The organism is Flavobacterium sharifuzzamanii (genome assembly GCF_003254585.1).
Taxonomy (GTDB): Bacteria; Bacteroidota; Bacteroidia; order Flavobacteriales; family Flavobacteriaceae; genus Flavobacterium; species Flavobacterium sharifuzzamanii.
Window position 1 is genome coordinate 23,947 of record NZ_QJGZ01000042.1, and the last position, 18,149, is coordinate 42,095.

The 18,149-nt window shown below is 32.9% G+C and carries 13 protein-coding genes, 1 other RNA gene and 1 pseudogene; 5 read left to right on the forward strand and 10 right to left on the reverse strand.

Going from position 1 to position 18,149, the window contains the following annotated elements; translation table 11 throughout:
• Positions 1–151 precede the first annotated feature (151 nt).
• The 4 genes from DMA14_RS19820 to DMA14_RS19835 all read right to left on the reverse strand — a co-directional run bounded on the left by DMA14_RS19820 (position 152) and on the right by DMA14_RS19835 (position 9,189).
• Positions 152–2,218: a beta-N-acetylhexosaminidase gene (locus tag DMA14_RS19820; RefSeq protein WP_111426262.1), complete on the reverse strand. Its 2,067-nt coding sequence runs from the start codon at positions 2,216–2,218 to the stop codon at positions 152–154.
• A gap of 146 nt (positions 2,219–2,364) precedes the next feature.
• On the reverse strand, positions 2,365–4,302 hold the full coding sequence (gene nagB, locus DMA14_RS19825; RefSeq protein WP_111426740.1) for a glucosamine-6-phosphate deaminase: 1,938 nt from the start codon (positions 4,300–4,302) through the stop codon (positions 2,365–2,367).
• 105 nt (positions 4,303–4,407) lie between these two features.
• Complete coding sequence (locus DMA14_RS19830; protein WP_111426741.1) at positions 4,408–5,985, reverse strand: RagB/SusD family nutrient uptake outer membrane protein; 1,578 nt, start codon at positions 5,983–5,985, stop codon at positions 4,408–4,410.
• 156 nt (positions 5,986–6,141) lie between these two features.
• Positions 6,142–9,189 (reverse strand): SusC/RagA family TonB-linked outer membrane protein, encoded by a 3,048-nt coding sequence (locus tag DMA14_RS19835; protein ID WP_111426263.1) that lies wholly within the window; start codon positions 9,187–9,189, stop codon positions 6,142–6,144.
• Positions 9,190–9,463: 274 nt separating this feature from the next.
• Between DMA14_RS19835 and DMA14_RS19840 the strand changes: the two genes are divergently transcribed.
• The 3 genes from DMA14_RS19840 (at position 9,464) to DMA14_RS19850 (ending at position 12,852) form a co-directional block, all read left to right on the forward strand.
• The gene (locus DMA14_RS19840) at positions 9,464–10,516 is read left to right on the forward strand and encodes a sensor histidine kinase (RefSeq protein ID WP_111426264.1); all 1,053 of its coding nucleotides are present in this window, start codon (positions 9,464–9,466) and stop codon (positions 10,514–10,516) included.
• Positions 10,506–11,207: a LytR/AlgR family response regulator transcription factor gene (locus DMA14_RS19845; RefSeq protein WP_111426265.1), complete on the forward strand. Its 702-nt coding sequence runs from the start codon at positions 10,506–10,508 to the stop codon at positions 11,205–11,207. Before DMA14_RS19840 ends, DMA14_RS19845 begins: the two co-directional genes overlap by 11 nt.
• 175 nt (positions 11,208–11,382) lie before the next feature.
• Positions 11,383–12,852, forward strand: coding sequence for an MFS transporter (locus tag DMA14_RS19850; protein WP_111426266.1), 1,470 nt, complete (start codon positions 11,383–11,385; stop codon positions 12,850–12,852).
• A gap of 118 nt (positions 12,853–12,970) precedes the next feature.
• Here the strand turns inward: DMA14_RS19850 and DMA14_RS19855 are convergent, their stop codons facing one another.
• The 3 genes and pseudogenes from DMA14_RS19855 to DMA14_RS23030 form a co-directional block, all read right to left on the reverse strand.
• Positions 12,971–13,468 (reverse strand): hypothetical protein, encoded by a 498-nt coding sequence (locus DMA14_RS19855; protein WP_111426267.1) that lies wholly within the window; start codon positions 13,466–13,468, stop codon positions 12,971–12,973.
• A gap of 92 nt (positions 13,469–13,560) precedes the next feature.
• Positions 13,561–14,217: a fructose-6-phosphate aldolase gene (fsa, locus tag DMA14_RS19860; protein ID WP_111426268.1), complete on the reverse strand. Its 657-nt coding sequence runs from the start codon at positions 14,215–14,217 to the stop codon at positions 13,561–13,563.
• A gap of 243 nt (positions 14,218–14,460) precedes the next feature.
• Positions 14,461–14,568, reverse strand: a pseudogene (locus tag DMA14_RS23030) (short-chain dehydrogenase/reductase); the annotation flags it as partial.
• Positions 14,569–14,652: 84 nt separating this feature from the next.
• Between DMA14_RS23030 and DMA14_RS19870 the strand changes: the two are divergent.
• Positions 14,653–15,417 carry a hypothetical protein gene (locus DMA14_RS19870; protein WP_111426269.1) on the forward strand — a complete coding sequence of 255 codons (765 nt, stop codon included), beginning with the start codon at positions 14,653–14,655 and terminating at the stop codon, positions 15,415–15,417.
• A gap of 173 nt (positions 15,418–15,590) precedes the next feature.
• Here DMA14_RS19870 and DMA14_RS19875 read toward each other — a convergent pair whose 3' ends face one another.
• The 3 genes from DMA14_RS19875 to ffs all read right to left on the reverse strand — a co-directional run bounded on the left by DMA14_RS19875 (position 15,591) and on the right by ffs (position 16,965).
• Complete coding sequence (locus DMA14_RS19875; RefSeq protein ID WP_111426270.1) at positions 15,591–16,394, reverse strand: SDR family oxidoreductase; 804 nt, start codon at positions 16,392–16,394, stop codon at positions 15,591–15,593.
• A gap of 21 nt (positions 16,395–16,415) precedes the next feature.
• On the reverse strand, positions 16,416–16,793 hold the full coding sequence (locus DMA14_RS19880) for a hypothetical protein (RefSeq protein WP_111426271.1): 378 nt from the start codon (positions 16,791–16,793) through the stop codon (positions 16,416–16,418).
• Positions 16,794–16,867: 74 nt separating this feature from the next.
• Positions 16,868–16,965: signal recognition particle sRNA small type (ffs, locus tag DMA14_RS19885), an RNA gene on the reverse strand.
• An 88-nt stretch (positions 16,966–17,053) separates the two neighbouring features.
• Between ffs and DMA14_RS19890 the strand changes: the two genes are divergently transcribed.
• Complete coding sequence (locus DMA14_RS19890) at positions 17,054–18,103, forward strand: glutaminyl-peptide cyclotransferase (protein ID WP_111426272.1); 1,050 nt, start codon at positions 17,054–17,056, stop codon at positions 18,101–18,103.
• Positions 18,104–18,149: the final 46 nt, after the last annotated feature.

The following is an 18,149-nucleotide window of genomic DNA, read 5'->3' on the forward strand; positions in this document are numbered from 1 at the left end:
ATTTATTACTTAATTGTTGTCTCGGTCTAAAAAAACAGAATTCAAAATTTTAATCGTAATTACCTCTGCCATAAGTATGGCAGAGATAATCAACACTCTAAAAAAACATTAGTAACTCAAAAACGTACTAAATACTAATTCAAATCCAACTCTAAATTAATTTCTTTAAACTCTCATAAACAGACAGTTCTACATCTGCATGATCTTTTGTATTGCATTGTTCAATCAATTTTTTCAGATCTGCCGGTGCTAAAGTTGATTTATTATCCAAAACCAATAACAATTCTTGAGAAGCATCATTTAGTTTTTTAGATAGTGGTAATATTGGCTGCACTAATGGTGCATTATTGCTTAATTCTGTTAATCCTTTGTGAACTGCAATCCACTTGGTAAAAAATGCAGCTACTTTGGCTTTGTTATCTGCCGACTTATTTGTTAAATATTGATTTACAGCTGCATCAAATGCAAGAGAATCTTTGGCATCTGGACCACAGGCATCTGCAAATAGGGTAAATGGAGAATACATTTGGTATTCTGTTCCTCCTTTATTACGAGTATATCCTTTCAATGGTTCGCTTACATTCGAAAACTCTTCTAATGATTTGATATCCTGATTATTTGCAATATTTCTTAAAATCACATCTTTGTTACGAATATGCGTAATACCTAATTCTTCTAATCTAAAAGAAATCGTTTCTAAACGTTTGCGCATATTCTCAACATCTACTACATCTTCTGCAGACCATAATCTTTCAGCAATTGCAGCTGTTCTTGGCCAAATTCTAGAATCTATAGTTGTTGGTGTAGCCAATTCTGACCACATTGTAGCTTCTCCGCCTAGAATTCTTGCTTTTTCGTCACTCGTTAAATTAGCTCCTTTTGGCATCGGATCGTTTAAGTAATGGCTCGCAATTGGATACATCAAATCGATATAATATCCATTAGACAAAACCGTTTTATATCCTTTTTTAACTGCATCTACAAGAGATTGTCCAGCTGGCATTCCTTCGTTTGGACCTCTCCATGAATGTACAATAGCTTCTTTTGATAAATCTTTAGTCAAAATTTCTTCCCAACCCATCAATTGTTTTCCGTGTTTCTTTAACATCGGAGCTAACTGCATTGTAAAATACGTCTGAAGTTCGTGGTTGTTTTTTAAATTATGCTTCTTTTTGAACTCTTGAATTTTAGGATTTGCATCCCAATCTTTTCCTTCGTTTTCATCTCCTCCAATGTGGAAATAAGCTCCTGGAAACAACGGACAAACCTCATCAAAAACTTCGCTTAATAATTGATATGTTTTAGGATTTGAAGGATCTAATGTTGGTGAAAAAATACCAGCATTTCTTTCAATTCCATAGGTAGCAATTGCTGTACCTTGAATATTTTTTTCGGATGTTCCTCCTGTCAGCGTAATCACTTTGCTTCCAATTTCTGGATAAGCTGTTAATATTGCAGATCCGTGACCTGGAACATCTATTTCTGGAACAATTAAAATACCGCGCTCATCAGCATATTTTACGATATTTTTAATTTCCTCTTGTGTGTAATACATTCCATCTGAAGCTACTTGCGTAAACCTTGGATGTTTTTTCATTTCAATTCTCCAACCTTGATCGTCAACCAAATGCCAATGGAAAACATTCATTTTCATTGCTGCCAATGCATCAATATTTCTCTTAACTACATCAATAGGCTGAAAATGTCTTGAAACATCCATCATTAAACCTCTCCATGTAAATCTTGGAAAATCTGCAATTTTTGAAACTGGAAAATAAAATGTTTTTGAATTGTTTTGAAGCATTTGAAGCAATGTCTCCAAACCATGTAATGCTCCCAAATCGCTTGAAGCATTTAAAGTGATTTTGTTTGAAGTGATATCTAAATGATAACTTTCGTCTTCATACAAACCAATTTTACCACTTTTGGTACAATTAATTTGTAATTCTGCATTTGGCACTTCGTTTAGCTTTTCAATAAAACCTTGTTCGAAAAATATACCTGTTCTACCATCTAAACGGCGCAAAAAACGAGTTACTCCTCCAAAAATTCTTGGATTTGGATTTCCTGTAATGTTAACTTTAAAGTTTTTACTTAAGTTAAAATTACCTTCATTAATAACAACATTCTGAGGCCAAGGCATAAGATTCAGCTGCTCTTTCTGGACTTGAGCTCCTGCTGATATACCTGCAAATAATAGTACAAATAGATATTTCATTTTTCTTTTTTTTGGTCGGATAGTTTTAAGTATCCTAAATTTATATAAAAAACAAAACTCAGAGTGATTTCAGCTTTACCTCACTTTTGCTATGAGATCATTCTGAATTTTGCTATTTGATTCATTAAAAAACGAATCGGATTCTTTTAGTAATCAAAACGTTTAAAGGCTTCAATCGCTTCGTATTCAGCCAAACCTAGTTCATCATATAATACGGCTGTGTTTTTATTTCGATCTTCTGCCCTAACCCAGAATTCACGAGAATCATTTCCTTGAAACATCACTCTATCTTTTTGAGACTGGTGGTGTAAAATGGCATGACGTTTTAATAAAACTTCAGACGGACTTAATGGAACGGCCATATCGATTTCATGAATATCCCATTCATGCCAAGCACCTCTATAAAGCCATAACCAGCAATCATCCATATACGGTTCTGGTTTAAGCTCTTTTAATGCAGCAAAAATGGCATTTAAACAAACCTCATGTGTTCCGTGCGGATCTGCAAGATCTCCAGCAGCAAAAACTTGATGTGGTTTTATTCTAGCAATAATTTCTTTTACGATAGCAATATCTTCTGGTCCTAACGGATTCTTTTTAACTTGTCCTGTTTCATAAAAAGGAAGATCTAAAAAATGCGTATTTTCATCTTTCAATCCAATATATCTTGTTGCACCGTAAGATTCTCTTCTTCTAATAAGGCCTTTAAGTTTTCTAACTTCCAAAGAATCGATTTGGTTTTCGGATTTGTTATTTAAAAATTCGATAACCGATTTGAAATTGATATCAGCAAGTCCTTCTCCGATAAAATCACTGGCAACTTCTGCAAATTTTAATGCTTCATCGTCTGAAACTGCAATATTTCCTGAAGTTTGGTACACCACATGAACATCGTGTCCTTGCTTGATTAATTTTGAAAATGTTCCTCCCATAGAAATCACGTCATCGTCTGGGTGCGGACTAAAAAGAATAATTCTCTTTTTTGCCGGATTTGCCCTTTCTGGACGAAATGAATCATCTGTGTTTGGTTTTCCTCCTGGCCATCCGGTAATAGTGTGCTGTAAAATATTAAACATATTAATGTTCATATCATAAGCAGAACCTTCTTGAGCCAATAGGTCAGACATTCCGTTATTGTTGTAATCACGGTCTGTCAGTTTTAAAATAGATTGTTTTGTTTTTTGACAAAGCCAAACAATAGCTTTACTTTTTAATTCAGGTGTCCAAAGACATTCACCAACCAACCACGGCGTTTTGAAACGGGTTAATTCTGATGCCGCTGACTGATCTAAAACAAAAGTTGCATTTGGATGATTCTGTAAAAATGTAGCAGGAACTTCTGAACTGATATCTCCTTGAATAGTTCTCTTGATAATATCTGCTTTATTCTGTCCCCAAGCCATCAAAACAATACGCTTTGATCTCATAATAGTCGAAACTCCCATTGTAATAGCGCGTTTCGGCACATTATCAATACCATTAAAAGCAGATGAAGCATCAACTCTTGTGATATGATCTAAGGTAATAATTCTTGTTCCTGAATTGATGTGCGAACCAGGTTCGTTAAATCCAACGTGACCTGTTCTACCAATTCCAAGCAATTGAAAATCAAGACCACCCGCATTTTTAATATTCATTTCATAGTCAATGCAATATTGATTAATTTCATCAATTCCCACTGTACCATCAGGAATATTAATATTTTCAGGTTTGATATCAATATGATTAAAAAGATGCTCATGCATGAAATAATGATAGCTCTGATTGTTCTCCTTAGTCATTGGATAATATTCATCCAGATTAAAGGTGATTACATTGCTAAAACTTAGTCCTTCTTCTCTGTGCATTCTCACTAGTTCCTCATAAACTTTGATAGGAGAAGAACCTGTTGCCAGACCTAAAACACAAGGTTTATTTTTTTCTTGCTTAGATCTAATTAGCTGCGCAATTTCATGCGCCACAATTACAGAAGCTTCAATAGAATTTTTGAAGATTTCGTTATGAATTTTCTCAAAACGAGTTTCTTCAAATTTCCCAGCGCTTTTGTAACTAATATCAGGTTTTATTTCTAAAGCACTTTTCATTTTTTCCTTTTTTGTAGTATTTACCATTTTGGTTTTAAGAATGGTATAGACAGCTTTCACCATCTATACCATACCACTAACCAAACTTAATATTCCATTTTTTTTCTAGAATTTGTTTACTCCAGTATCCCACCAAAGTCTTGTTGCTCCAGTATCAGGACCTCCTAAAAGCTGAACACCTTGCGCGTAACCTGTTGGATTCGAAGTTTTCTCATTTACATAGAAATTCAATCTTCTTACAAAAGTTCCATTAGGAATTTTTCCTCCAGAGAAATTATTTGCTGGCAAGAATAATTTTGGATATCCAGTTCTTCTTGTCTCAGCCCAAGCTTCTTGACCGTCAGGGAAACCAGCGATCCATTTTTGAGTAATAATTTTTTGTAGTTTAACTTCATTAGAAGCCGATTCTGACCATTTTACTGTCACTAAATTTTGCGCTGCAATATTATTCGCTGCATTTAATGGGTCAGTAAAGTTTGCTGGCATTGAAGTATCGTCATTAATGTAAGTAGACGCATCACCTGCTGCTAACTGAGCAAATGAAACTGCAATTCCTGCTTCGTAAAGTGACTGAGCAGATCCACCAACATTCCATCCTTTTAATGCTGCTTCAGCTTTTAAGAAATAAGATTCAGATGCATTAAACCAAGGAATCAAGTTGTTTTCTACGATTGGTCCAACTTTAGAGAATAAATCAGCTTTTGCTGTTCTATAATTAGCATCAACTAAAGTTCCCATTCTAATACCTTGATAGACACCTCCAGTAGCTTTATGGAAGAATACATCTCTTCTTGGATCATTATAACCATTCATAATAGATGTAATTGCTCCACCTGCATTGATATCTGCCCAAGGGCCAGTGTATGTTTTAACAGGATGCTCAGCAATATAAGCCATGTTATCAGCATTAGAAGTAATTACTCCTAAACCTGCCAACGCAGCTTCTCCTTCAGTTTTTGCTTTTACAGGATCAACGTTAGAAATACGCAATGCTAAACGTAATCTTAAAGAGTTAGCAAATTTTACCCATTTCTGAATATTTCCAGCTGCAGTAGTTCCGTCTGTTGCGTCTCCTGCTGCAAAGAAAGTTGCAGAAGCATCTGCCGCTTTTGGAGTTAAAATATCAATCGCAGTTTTTAACTCTGTAAAAAATTGATCATAAACCGCTTTTTGAGAATCATAAGGAGTTGTTCCATCAGGATTTCCGAAACCAGAATAAACGATTGGCCCGTAGTAATCTGTAGTTTTATGCATTGCATAAACTTTCAAGATCAAAGACCAAGCATAAAACTGAGGATACTTCTCTTTTGTTAATTTCTCAAGATTATATGCATTTACCATCTCTTTTTGGTACTTCTGAACCCATTCAGCACCATTCCATCCATCCAAAAGCGCATAAGTTGAGTTGTTTGCGTTTCCTTCAAAATCATGAGGCGTTCCCATATATCCTGAAAAGATGTCTGCATTTAAGTTAAACTGAATATCTCCCTGCCAATCATCTGCAACCAAGATATACATTCCTCTCTGCATTGTTTTAAGAGGCGCTTTAACTTGATTAAAATCTTGTTCCAATTGTTCGTTGCTAAAGCCACTCTCATTGGTGTTTATTTGTTCAAAGTCTCCCGTACAGCTACCTAATGAAAGAGCTAAAACTGAACCTAATATTAATAATTTATTTTTCATCTGTGAATTTTTATCGTTAATTAAAATCATTTTTATTGATTTATAAGCCAACCCATTCAAAGGGTTACTTGTTTGTTATTTTACACTATTTCTACATTCAATCAACAAACAAGAGTCTTACAACAACCAGAAGGTTTTGTCCTTTTATTAATTATTTTAGAAAGTTAAATTCAAATTAACACCTATACTTCTTGTTGAAGGCAATCCGAAAATATCAACACCTTGCAATCCTTCTCCTGAACTTAATGTTACGTTTGGATCAAACGGAGCATCTTTGTAGAAGAAAAATAAGTTTTTACCAACAAGAGAAACATTCACTGCTTTGAAGATTGTAGTTTTACTGAAATCAAAAGTATATCCTAGAGAAAGCTCGCCTAATTTAACATTTGTTGCTTTGTACATATACTCTCCAGTAGCACCCGCTCTATCTCCAACTGAACTATAGTAATTTTGTGCAGACATTGTAGTTACTGCAGCTCCGTTAGCATCTATTGCATCAACTTTAACTCCTCCAGCAGCTCTTGCATCACCACTAGCTTTAGACACACCATAAGAATCAAGCATTGCTTCTGTCATACTCATTACGTTACCACCAAATCTTCCATCAATAAGCACGTTTAAGAATACTTTTTTGTATTTGAAAGAGTTTGAAAAACCTAACATAAAATCAGGGTTTGAGCTTCCCATGTCTACCCAGTCCGTTTTTTGAACTCGAACATCATTTCCAGAACCAGCAAGTAACATCTGACCTTGTGCATTTCTCAAAATATTCTTTCCTTGAATTGTCCCGAATGGCTGTCCTTCTTTCATAACGTATCTATAGCTATTTGGGTCACCATTAGTCAAGATAACTGTATTAAGTTCTCCATTTGCACCTGTACCTAAGTCAAGTACAGTATTTTTATTTGAAGCATAATTCAATCCAAGATCCCAAGAGAAATTATCATTTTGAACTGCTTTAGCAGTTACTGTGATCTCAAAACCTTTATTTTCAATACTTCCTGCATTAAATGCATAGTTAGTATATCCTGTAGTATTTGGAATTGGAGCTGGAGACGTGATTAATTGATTTTTAGTTTCGTTATGGTAGTAAGTAAAATCAAATCCGATTCTGTTGTTTAAGAATCTCCACTCTGTACCAAATTCATAAGAATTTTGCATTTCTGGCTTCAAAGAAGTTCCTGGTTGTGGACCAACTAATGGTGGTGTAAGAATACCACCAACTAAAGTATTTACTGGTGAAGTTAAGAAAGGAGAAATATCATTACCCACTTGAGCAAATGAAGCTCTAACTTTTGCATAACTAATTGCTTCAGGTAAAGATACCATTTGGCTTAAGACAGCTGATAGACCTACTGAAGGATAAAAGAAACTTAAATTATCTGTATTTACCAAAGTTGATGACCAGTCGTTTCTTCCAGTCACATCAAGATAAAGCATGTCTTTGTAACCAATAGTTGCACTTGCAAAAAGTGATTGAACTTCTTTTTTACCTCCAATAGTATGAGCATTTCTTTCTGCAGATACAAAGTTTCCTGTATTAAACCAGTTTGCATATACAAGTCCATTTTTTTGACCTGAATCGCTTAAATAAGCATCATTGATTGTAGATTTTGTGATACTTGTACCAAGGTTAGCGCTGAATGAAAAATCTTCACTAAATTTTGTATTGATAGTAGCGATTAAATCTCCATATAACTGATTACTTTCACTATCTGAATAAATATATCTACCTGTAGATGGTGCCAATGTTTCATTTGTACCAGCATACATTCTCTTATCAAAAATGTTATCAAATTTATTATAACCTCCTCTTGCTTTAATACTCAACCAGTCAGTTGCTTTATAAGTAATAGCTGCAGAAGTAATTAAAGATTGGTTTTTATCAATAGATTGATTTCTATTTAAAATCCAACCTGGGTTCTGAATGATGTCCGATGTTTGAGAAGGCCATCTTTGAGTCATTAAGTTTCTTGTTGGATCGAATACTTCAAAGTTTTTATAGTAATCGTTAAAATCATTTCCTCTTGGGAACAAATAAACTCCTGTCAATGGGTTGAAGTACAATCCGTTTGTTGGTTTATTTATGATTTTTTGCTCCGCATAAGATATCGCACCATCAATAGTTACTTTATCATTAAATAATTTAACGCTTTGACGAAGTGCAATGTTATTTTTCTTAAACTCGTTTGTTGGAATTACACCGTCAACTTTAGTGTTTGCATAAGTAAGACTAGTTGACATTTTATCAGATCCACCATTTACAGATACAGAGTTGATCATAGTAAGACCTGTATTGTAAAAATCTTTTACGTGGTCAGGAGAATTTTTAGGATCTCCCCAAGTTTTATCAGATGATGGCGCTGCTCCATAACTAGTTTGGAATTTAGGTAATGAAACTACATTATCAACAAATACACTCGCGTTGTAAGATGCTGTTACGTTTCCTTCTTTTCCTTTTTTAGTTGTAATTACGATAACACCATTTGCTCCTTGAGAACCATATAAAGCAGCTGCAGAAGCTCCTTTAAGAACTGTCATCGATTCAATATCATCAGGGTTCATCATAGAGATTGCATCTCCACCATCTCTATTTCCTCCAGCTGTATCACCAAAAACCTGATTTGCTTGAGATGAGTTAGAGTTTAACATTGGAATCCCGTCAATAACATATAATGGCTGGTTATTTGTCGCAGATGAGTTACCACGTATAGTCACTTTTGCTGCACCACCAGCTCCAGCTGAACTTTTTCCAACAATAAGACCAGCAACTTTACCAGATAAACTGTTCATTAAGTTGGCATCCTTAACTCTTGTAACCTCTTCCCCTTTAACTTCCTGGGCTGCGTAGGTCAAAGTCTTTTTTGATCTTTTAAGTCCCAATGAAGTTACCACTACTTCATTTAGTGCATTTGATGCAGCCTGTACCATTTTTACATTTATTGTAGCAGCATCGCCTACAACTATGTTCTGTGTTCCAAGACCTACATAACTAAAAACTAATGTCTGTCCTTTTTGAACTTCAATCGTATACAATCCATCAAAATCGGTAGTTGTTCCTTTTTGACTTCCTTGTACCAAAACAGAAGCTCCTGGTAATGGCATACCTTCAGAATCTGTAATCACACCTTTGACACTTTTTACTTGTGCAAGCGAAACTTGCGCCGTAAAAACAATCATAAAGATTAAGAAAATTTTTTTCATGTTTATTTTATTTTGTTAGTTATGAAGTAAAATTATTCTTAAGGCATTGTTAAAAAAAATAAATTAAACCAACGACAACAAAATTTAAACGAACGACATAAATCATTCAATAATACGCTTTACGAAAACGTTCTAATAGAAAAATTAAGCACTAATATCCTTTTTTTGCGAAATTTTATTCAAAAAAATTGGCATATTGCAGTTAATTGTTTAAAGTTGCACAATATTTCAATATTGTTAAGAAAAACTAAATTTATCTAACTAACCCAACCAATTGAAAGAAATACGAAAAGTTAAATTTGACATTAAACTGCAAAACCATATTTGGTTCTGGGGAGTATATTTTACTTTGAACTTTTTAAGATGGGGGGCTTACTTTAATGATTATCCTTATTCTTTCAAATCCAACTTAATCGAATTTTCATTGGTTATTCCTTTAGTGTATCTTAATTTGTTTGTTTTGGTTCCGAAGTATGTATTGAAGCAAAAATATATTATGTATACATTTTTATTGCTTCTAAGTCTATTTGCAATTTATTTGGCCAAAACTGCCCTTACCTATTATATAATATCTGAAAATATCTGGCCAGAAGCCAATAGAGAATATCATCCTTTTGAAATCAACCATATTGTTGCCGTTTGCATTGGTGAGTTGTATGTACTAGCAATGGCATCATCTGTTTATCTCACTTTAACATGGTTAAGAGAAAGAGAAAGAAATCGATCTTTAAGAGAAAACCAGTTCAAAATAAAACTTAAGTATCTTGAAAATCAGATTCAGCCACATTTCTTCTTTAATACATTAAATAATCTATATGCTTTATCACTGGAATCCTCAAAGAAAGTTCCAGATGTAATCATCAAACTTTCCAACTTGATGGAGTATGTTTTGTATGATGTAAAAGGAACCAAATTTGTTCCTCTAATAAAGGAAATCGATTATATCCAGAATTATATAGAAATTGAAAAGCTTCGTTTTGAAAATGTCGAAGTAACGATAAACCTTGAATCAAATATAGATGATGTCGTCGTGCCTCCTCTAATTTTTATCTCATTGGTTGAAAATGCCTTCAAACATGGCGGATTAAACAATAAAAACCTAAAAATTAAGATCAATTGTAGAGTTTTAGACAATAAGACGCTTGATTTTGAAATCTTAAATAATTTTGTAATTTCACAAACTCATAATCCAAAACGAGGAATCGGTTTAGTTAATACAAAAAAGAGGTTAAAATTAATTTATAAGAACAATTTCAGCCTTAAACATGCTACTAAACTAAATTTCTACATAATCCGATTACAAATACCTACCCAGAATGAAGATTAAATGCGTGTTAATTGATGATGAGCCTTTAGCTATCAAAGTCCTGCAAAATTATTTCACCAATTTTACAGATTTTGAAGTTATAGCAACATTCAATAACTCTTTAGAGGCGCTTGATTTTATCAACAGTACCCCTGTTGATGCCGTCTTTTTAGATATTAACATGCCTATGATGACTGGTTTTGAGCTTATCAGTCTAATTGAGAACAAAACTAAAGTTATCATTACTACTGCATTTAGAGAATTTGCTGCAGAAAGTTATGATTTGGATGTATTAGATTATTTGGTAAAACCAATTCCGTTGCCAAGATTTATAAAATGCATCAATAAAATCACCACCGAGTACAATCTCAAAAACAATATTAAAGTAGAAACCACAAAAGGCGATTCTCATATTTTTATCAAAGTCGATAAAAAAATGATGAAAATTAATATTGAAGAAATTCTATTCGTTGAAGGAATGAAAGAATATATAAAAGTTGTCACTCCAGATAAAACCTACATTACTCATAAATCTCTTACATCGCTATCGGAAGAATTACCAGCAGATCGTTTCCTAAGAATTCATAAATCGTATGTAATCGCACTAAATAAGGTGAAATCTATAGAAGGAAACCGCGTTCAAATTCAATCATACAACATTCCAATAGGTCGAAACTACAGTAAAGAAGTTAAAAACAAGATATTAGAATAAAACACAATTACGAATTACATTTTCTAACTAGGTTAAAATTAACACTTTGTTGAAAAAACATAGTCGTTGGTTTAAATTTAACATTATTTATACCTTTTTATTTTTTTTTGATAATCCTAACAAATATATTTACGGTCTTCAAAAAACAATAAAATAAAAAATTAACCTTATTATTATGAGTTCAGAAAATGTGCAAACCAAATGGGGGCAATTTATCTCTTTGATAATCGTCTTCTTCTTTTGGGGTTTTGTTGGGTCAGCCAATGACATCCTGATTCCAGTATTCAAAAAAGTATTTACGTTATCGCAAGTACAATCTCAATTAGTAGCTTGGGCTTTCTACGCTGCTTATTTTGTTGGATCAATTATATTCTTTATCGTTTCTTTAAAAGTAGACGTTTTACAAAAATACGGCTATAAAAGAACCTTATCTGCAGGTCTAATTTTATCTGCTATAGGTTCATTTTTATTCGTTCCAGCTGCTACAATTCAAAGTTTCCCTTTCTTCCTAACAGCTTTATTTACAGTAGGATTAGGATTTTCAATCCAACAAATTGTTGCAAACCCTTTAGCTATTAAAATGGGAAGTCCAGAAACTGGAGCACACCGTTTAACACTTGCAGGAGGAATCAACTCTTTCGGAACAACAATCGGAGCTATTTTATTAGGTATCGCCTTATTCGGAATGGGAGACAACAAAAAAACAGCTCTTTCATTAGACGATATTAAATTGCCATTCATCATTTTAGGTCTTGCATTTATTGCTGTTGCTGTTTTTATGAACTTTTCTAAAATCGAAGATCCGGTAAAAGAAGAAGAAGCAATCATCAAAGACAAACACAGTAAATTCAACATTCTTGACTATCCACAATTATACTTAGGTATGTTAGGAATTTTTATTTATGTTGGAACTGAGGTAACTATCATCAGTAATCTACCTGCCTTATTACACACTCACGAGTTCGGAAATGTACTAGAAGATGCTGTTGCACCATTTATTGCGCTTTATTGGGGAAGTTTAATGATCGGCCGTTGGAATGGTGGAGTAAACGTATTCAATACTTCTAACTTAGTAAATACCGCACTTAAATTTATCGTACCAGCTTTAGCTTTTGGAGTAATTATTGGAGCAAATATCTTTGCTGCACACGATGTTTCTTCATTCTATATCTACCCAATCTGGATTTTACTATTTATTGCAGTAAGTTTTGTTGGTGGTAAAAACGCTGGAAAAACCTTAATGCTTTTCGGAATTTCAGGATTAACAATGATGGTTTTAGGATTGGCTTGGCCAAACCCAGAAATAGCTAAATTCTTCTTTATTTCTGGAGGATTGTTCTTATCTATCATGTGGCCTTCAATTTTCGATTTAGCGATTGCAGGATTAGGAAAAAACACAGGAAAAGCATCTTCTTTCTTGATTATGATGATTTTGGGTGGTGGAGTTATTCCATTAGTTCAAGGAAGTATCTGTGATTTGGATGCAACAAATCCAAACGGAATTTTCGGTATCACTTACACTCACTTCTCTTACATAGTACCGCTTATTGGTTTTGCATATTTAGGATTCTACGGTTTCTACTGTCCTAAAATCCTGAAAAAACAAGGAATCAGCCACGTACAAAGCGAAGGTGGTGGACACTAAAAATTAAAAAATAACAATATAAAAAATCCAAATTCCAATTTACTAATCGGAATTTGGATTTTTTATATTTCCAAAGAAGAAAAACCTTAGAACCTCAGTATCTCAGAACCTTAGCCCCTTACTTCGCATTAATAATATTACTCAAATTCTTCTTAAAAACAGCTTTATTTTGCGCCGATAAAGGATAAACAACATCTTTGTCTGCATGAATAATTACCTTGTCAATATCAGCATTTAAAAGCGCTTGCGGATCTTTTATTTTCAAAGTGCAAGCTCCATCAAAAAAGCCATCATCTTCAATTGTTTTTCTTGCTTCTATTTTTGTGCCATCACTCAAAACTGCCGAGATCGTCATTTCACTATTTAATGTTTTCGAATAAAATCCGTCCATTACCAATAAAAGTCGATACGTATTTTTCAATTCCGGACCTTTAAATTCGTGTCTCGTTATATTATATCGCAGACCTTTGGCAAGAGTTTGAAATTTAACCGAGCAATCCAACTCATAAGTTGCAACGTCTCCAGCCTCATTAACCGAAGTAATAACTTTAGCAGCTTGAGCGTTTATAGAAAAACTCGCTGCAAAAAATGACAACATAAATAAGATAACTTTCATATTTAACTATTTAAGATTCAATATAAAAGTAAAAAAAAATCGCCTTTTCTCGTTAGAAAAAAGACGATTTTAATTTTTTAAATATCTAAGGATTATTTATTTCCTTTTTCGAAATCAGCAACAAACTGAGCTAAACCGATATCTGTCAATGGGTGTTTCAATAAACCGTAAATTGCAGAAAGAGGTCCAGTCATAACATCAGCACCAATTTTTGCACAGTTTACAATATGCATAGTGTGACGTACAGAAGCTGCTAAAATTTGAGTTTCGTAACCATAGTTATCATAAACTTCTCTAATTTCTTGAACCAAGTTCAATCCATCAGTAGAAACATCATCTAAACGACCAACAAACGGAGAAACATAAGTAGCTCCAGCTTTAGCAGCCAAAAGCGCTTGTCCTACAGAAAAAACAAGAGTTACGTTAGTTTTAATTCCTTTATCAGAAAAATATTTAGCTGCCATAACACCTTCCTTAGTCATAGGAAGTTTTACAACGATTTGCTCATGTAATTCAGCAAGCTCCTCACCCTCTTTAACCATACCTTCAAAGTCAAGAGCATTAACTTCAGCACTTACATCACCTTCAACAAGATTGCAAATATCAACATAATGCTTAAGGATATTATTTTTTCCAGTGATTCCTTCTTTTGCCATTAATGACGGATTAGTAGTTACACCATCCAAAACACCTAAAGCTTGTGCTTCTTTAATTTGAGCTAAATTAGCTGTGTCAATAAAAAATTTCATAATTTATATTATTTAAATTGTGTTGATTTATTCAGGGCGTGACCAGATTTGCAAAAGGCGCACCAATCAAACCGCTTACAAGCGCCTTTTCCAAATCCGGTCGGGCTATCCGTACTACTTCGGTAGTTTACTCCTATCCCTCACGCAAACGCAGCTGCAAAATTACGAAATCAATACCAATAACAATTTCAAAAATCAAATCAATTTGTGATTTAAATCTAAAATCAAGTAATTAATTGCGATTTATAACTTATAATGATTCATCAGCATCTTCTCATACATTTTATCTGGAAGTGCACGTTTCAATACAATCGAAAACTTCTGCATAAAAGCACCCAATTTGTAATGTACGTTTTTTGTAATCTAAATGATTTTATAATCGTAAAGAATATCGTAAGTTTATTCTTTAAAATTTTACTTTATTATAAAAAACTCATGAAACTCTTTCTAAATACCAATAATGGCTTACTTCCTGTCAAAATAAAAAAGGAAAAAACATTATCTGGAAAAATTTATTGGCCTTTTTTAGAAGTATGTGCTGGCGAAAATATAGAATCTAACAATTTGCATCAAGCATTTAATTCAGATTTTATTGGCTCTAGCCATTTTTTAAGTGGTGAAGGATTTACATTTAATAAAAATTCGCTGATTCTGACGAATATTTTTTTACATGTCCCTGAAGAAAACATCAAAAACACTTCAATTATTGATAAATGCCTTCAGAGCATTTCAATCACTGGATTACTTTCATTATCACAACAGCAAAAATTTTCATCATATTCACTGGCAAATTATAGATATTTAGATTGTAATAGAAACTTATTAATAGCAATAGATAGTGACGATTTAAAAACAGATGAAATATTAAGAGTTAAAATACATGACCGAATAGATTTACTATTCAAAAACAAAATTCATTGTGGATTTATCTTATATGACCCCATTAGAAGTCTTGTTCGTTTTACAAATGATTTTGAAAAAGGAGATGAAAATTACAATTACATTTTTTTAGCAAATGATCTTTCTGATTATTTAAATTCTATTACTGAATCTAATTGGTACAAACTAGAACAGAAAAATCCCGAGTTAAAAAATAGACTTGAAAAAATATGTGAAAATTTAAAAGATAAAGATCACTCTCTTGAACCTGTATTTGCTTTAGACAATCAATGTAAAAATATTCTAAATGATTATTATTAAAACTAATAATCAAACAATTCTAAAGATATTTTTATTCTAATACAATCTTACTTTTTTATTACTTTATCGATAATTAAACCCAAGATTCTTTGAATTACAAGTCAAAAATAACAAATAAAAATCCTCTCTTTAACTAAAATAGACGGTACAAATTTACTAAACTTTTCAACACATTAAAGCTTATAATGATTCATCAGCATCTTCTCATACATTTTATCCGGAAGTGCACGTTTCAATACAATCGAAAACTTCTGCATAAAAGCACCAACTTTATAATGCACATTCGGTTTTTTGGTCTGAATGATTTTATAAACTGCCTCTGCCATTTCATTCGGATTACTTCCTGCATCAACGTGATCATTCATAGTCGCTAAAACATCACTATACACTTTTTCATAAGCCGAATCTTTAATAACTGGCGCATGATAACGGCCTGCTGCAATATTGGTTGCAAAATCTCCAGGCGCAACATTCGTAATCTCAATTCCAAAAGATTTCACTTCCATTCTTAAGGCCTCAGTAATCAATTCTAAAGCTCCTTTTGAAGCAGAATAAACACTTCTGTATGGCAATCCCATATAACCAGCAATTGAAGTAATATTGATTATAAGTCCCGAATTTTGTTTACGCATCTGCGGAAGAGCCGCTTTCATAACTTCAATTGGACCGAAAAAATTCGTTTCAAAATTATTGCGAATTTCTTCAGTAGGAATTTCTTCTAATGGTCCTGTAATTCCAACTCCAGCATTATTAATTACAATATCTAATCTTCCAGAAGTTGAAATAATTTTATCGACAGCAATTTTAATCGAATCAGAATTTCGAACATCTAAAGCTACCAAAGGAAAAATTGAATTTAAAACTTTCTCAGGATTTCTGCTTGTTCCGTAAACCACAAAACCTTTTTGATGTAAAAATTCACCAATAGATTTTCCAATTCCTGATGATCCTCCGGTAATTAAAACAACTTTACTCATTTTCTTTTTAGTTATAAGTTTTTAATGGTCTAACCAATATTTAAATTCAAGTTTAGATTCCAATTCTTTTATCAATATGGAATCTTTAATCTCTTTAGAAAAATCTACAATAATCTTATTCGGATCGATAGCAGAATAATCTACTAGATAATATTTATTTAAAGCAGATTCGCTATTTTCTGGACATCCACCTGGACTATTTCTATACAATTTACCATCAACACAATACTTCACATATGCTTCAGTAGATCTTGGAAATTGTTTGCAAAAAGTATATTTACAAATTGTCTCGCTTCGATTATCTTTAATTTCTTTTCTATAATTAAAATGCTTTACAAAAAGATATCCAAAACCAATAGCGAGAATTATTAAACATATTTTTGAAATCTTATCGCTCATATTGAATTTACATATGCCCAAAAATAAAAAAATCCTCCTGAAAGGAAGATTACAAACTAATTAAATTCTAAAAAAAATGGCAAGCGACCTACATCGCACCGCTCAACCACGTACCCTTGCTATGTTCCCATCCTGGGGGAGTCTGCAGGAGCTGGTCGTGTAGGACTTGCCGGTGCAAATATACAATCTTTTTATATTTTTGCAAGAGCTTTGCTGCTATAAAAATAACATCGTATATTGGCTTATTGAAATTTTAAACTATGAAAAAATATAACTTCCTAGCTGTCATTTTATTAGGAATCACATTAATCGGATGTGGAGACACAAAAAAAGGTGAAAATTCTTTGTTTACTATCGACGATTCTGCTTTTCCGGCTCATTTTACACAAAAAGAAGTGCTTAATATCGGAATTTTAAACCCAAATTCGAAAGAAATCGACAGCGTTGCTTACTTCATAAACGACCAAAGAGTTGGAGGAACAAAAGGCGCTGAAAATTTTAGATTTGAATTAATCGACCAAAAATTAGGATACCAATACCTAAAAGCTACTGTTTATTTTGGTGGAGATTCTTCTGATGCCACTAAAAGAATTGAGGTGGTTTCAGACGTTGAGCCAAAACTTTTAAATTATAAAATCGTAAATACTTTTGCACATGACTCTTTAGCTTTTACTGAAGGTTTAGAATTTCATGACGGAAAACTTTTTGAAAGTACAGGACAAAAAGAAGATTCATACTTCAGGGAAGTAGATTATAAAACTGGAAAAGTAATCAAGCAAGTTGATCTTCCGAAAGAATATTTTGGAGAAGGAATCACTTTCTTCAATGGAAAACTATATCAGCTTTCATGGCAGGAAAAAACTGGTTTTATTTATGATGCTAAAACTTTTAAACTGGAAAAAACATTCAAATACGATAAAGATATTGAAGGTTGGGGAATGACGCATGATGACAAATACATTTACCATTCTGATGGAACAGAGAAAATTTGGAAAATGGATCCTGCTAATCAAAAGCTAATTGATTACATTAATGTTTATTCTGGCAGTTCAAAAATTAAAGCATTAAATGAATTAGAATTAATCAATGGAAAATTCTATGCTAATGTTTGGCAAAAAGATGCCATTGCGGTTGTAGACCCAAAATCTGGTGCAGTTGAAGGAATTATCAATTTATCTGGACTACGTAAATTTGTAAAAAGCAAAAATGCTGAAGTTTTAAACGGAATAGCTTACAACCCTGCTACTAAAACCATTTTTGTTACAGGTAAATATTGGGATAAAATATTCGAAATAACAATTTCTGAATAATCTTTAAAGAAAAACAATTTTACGAATTTCACAAGTTTTCACATAT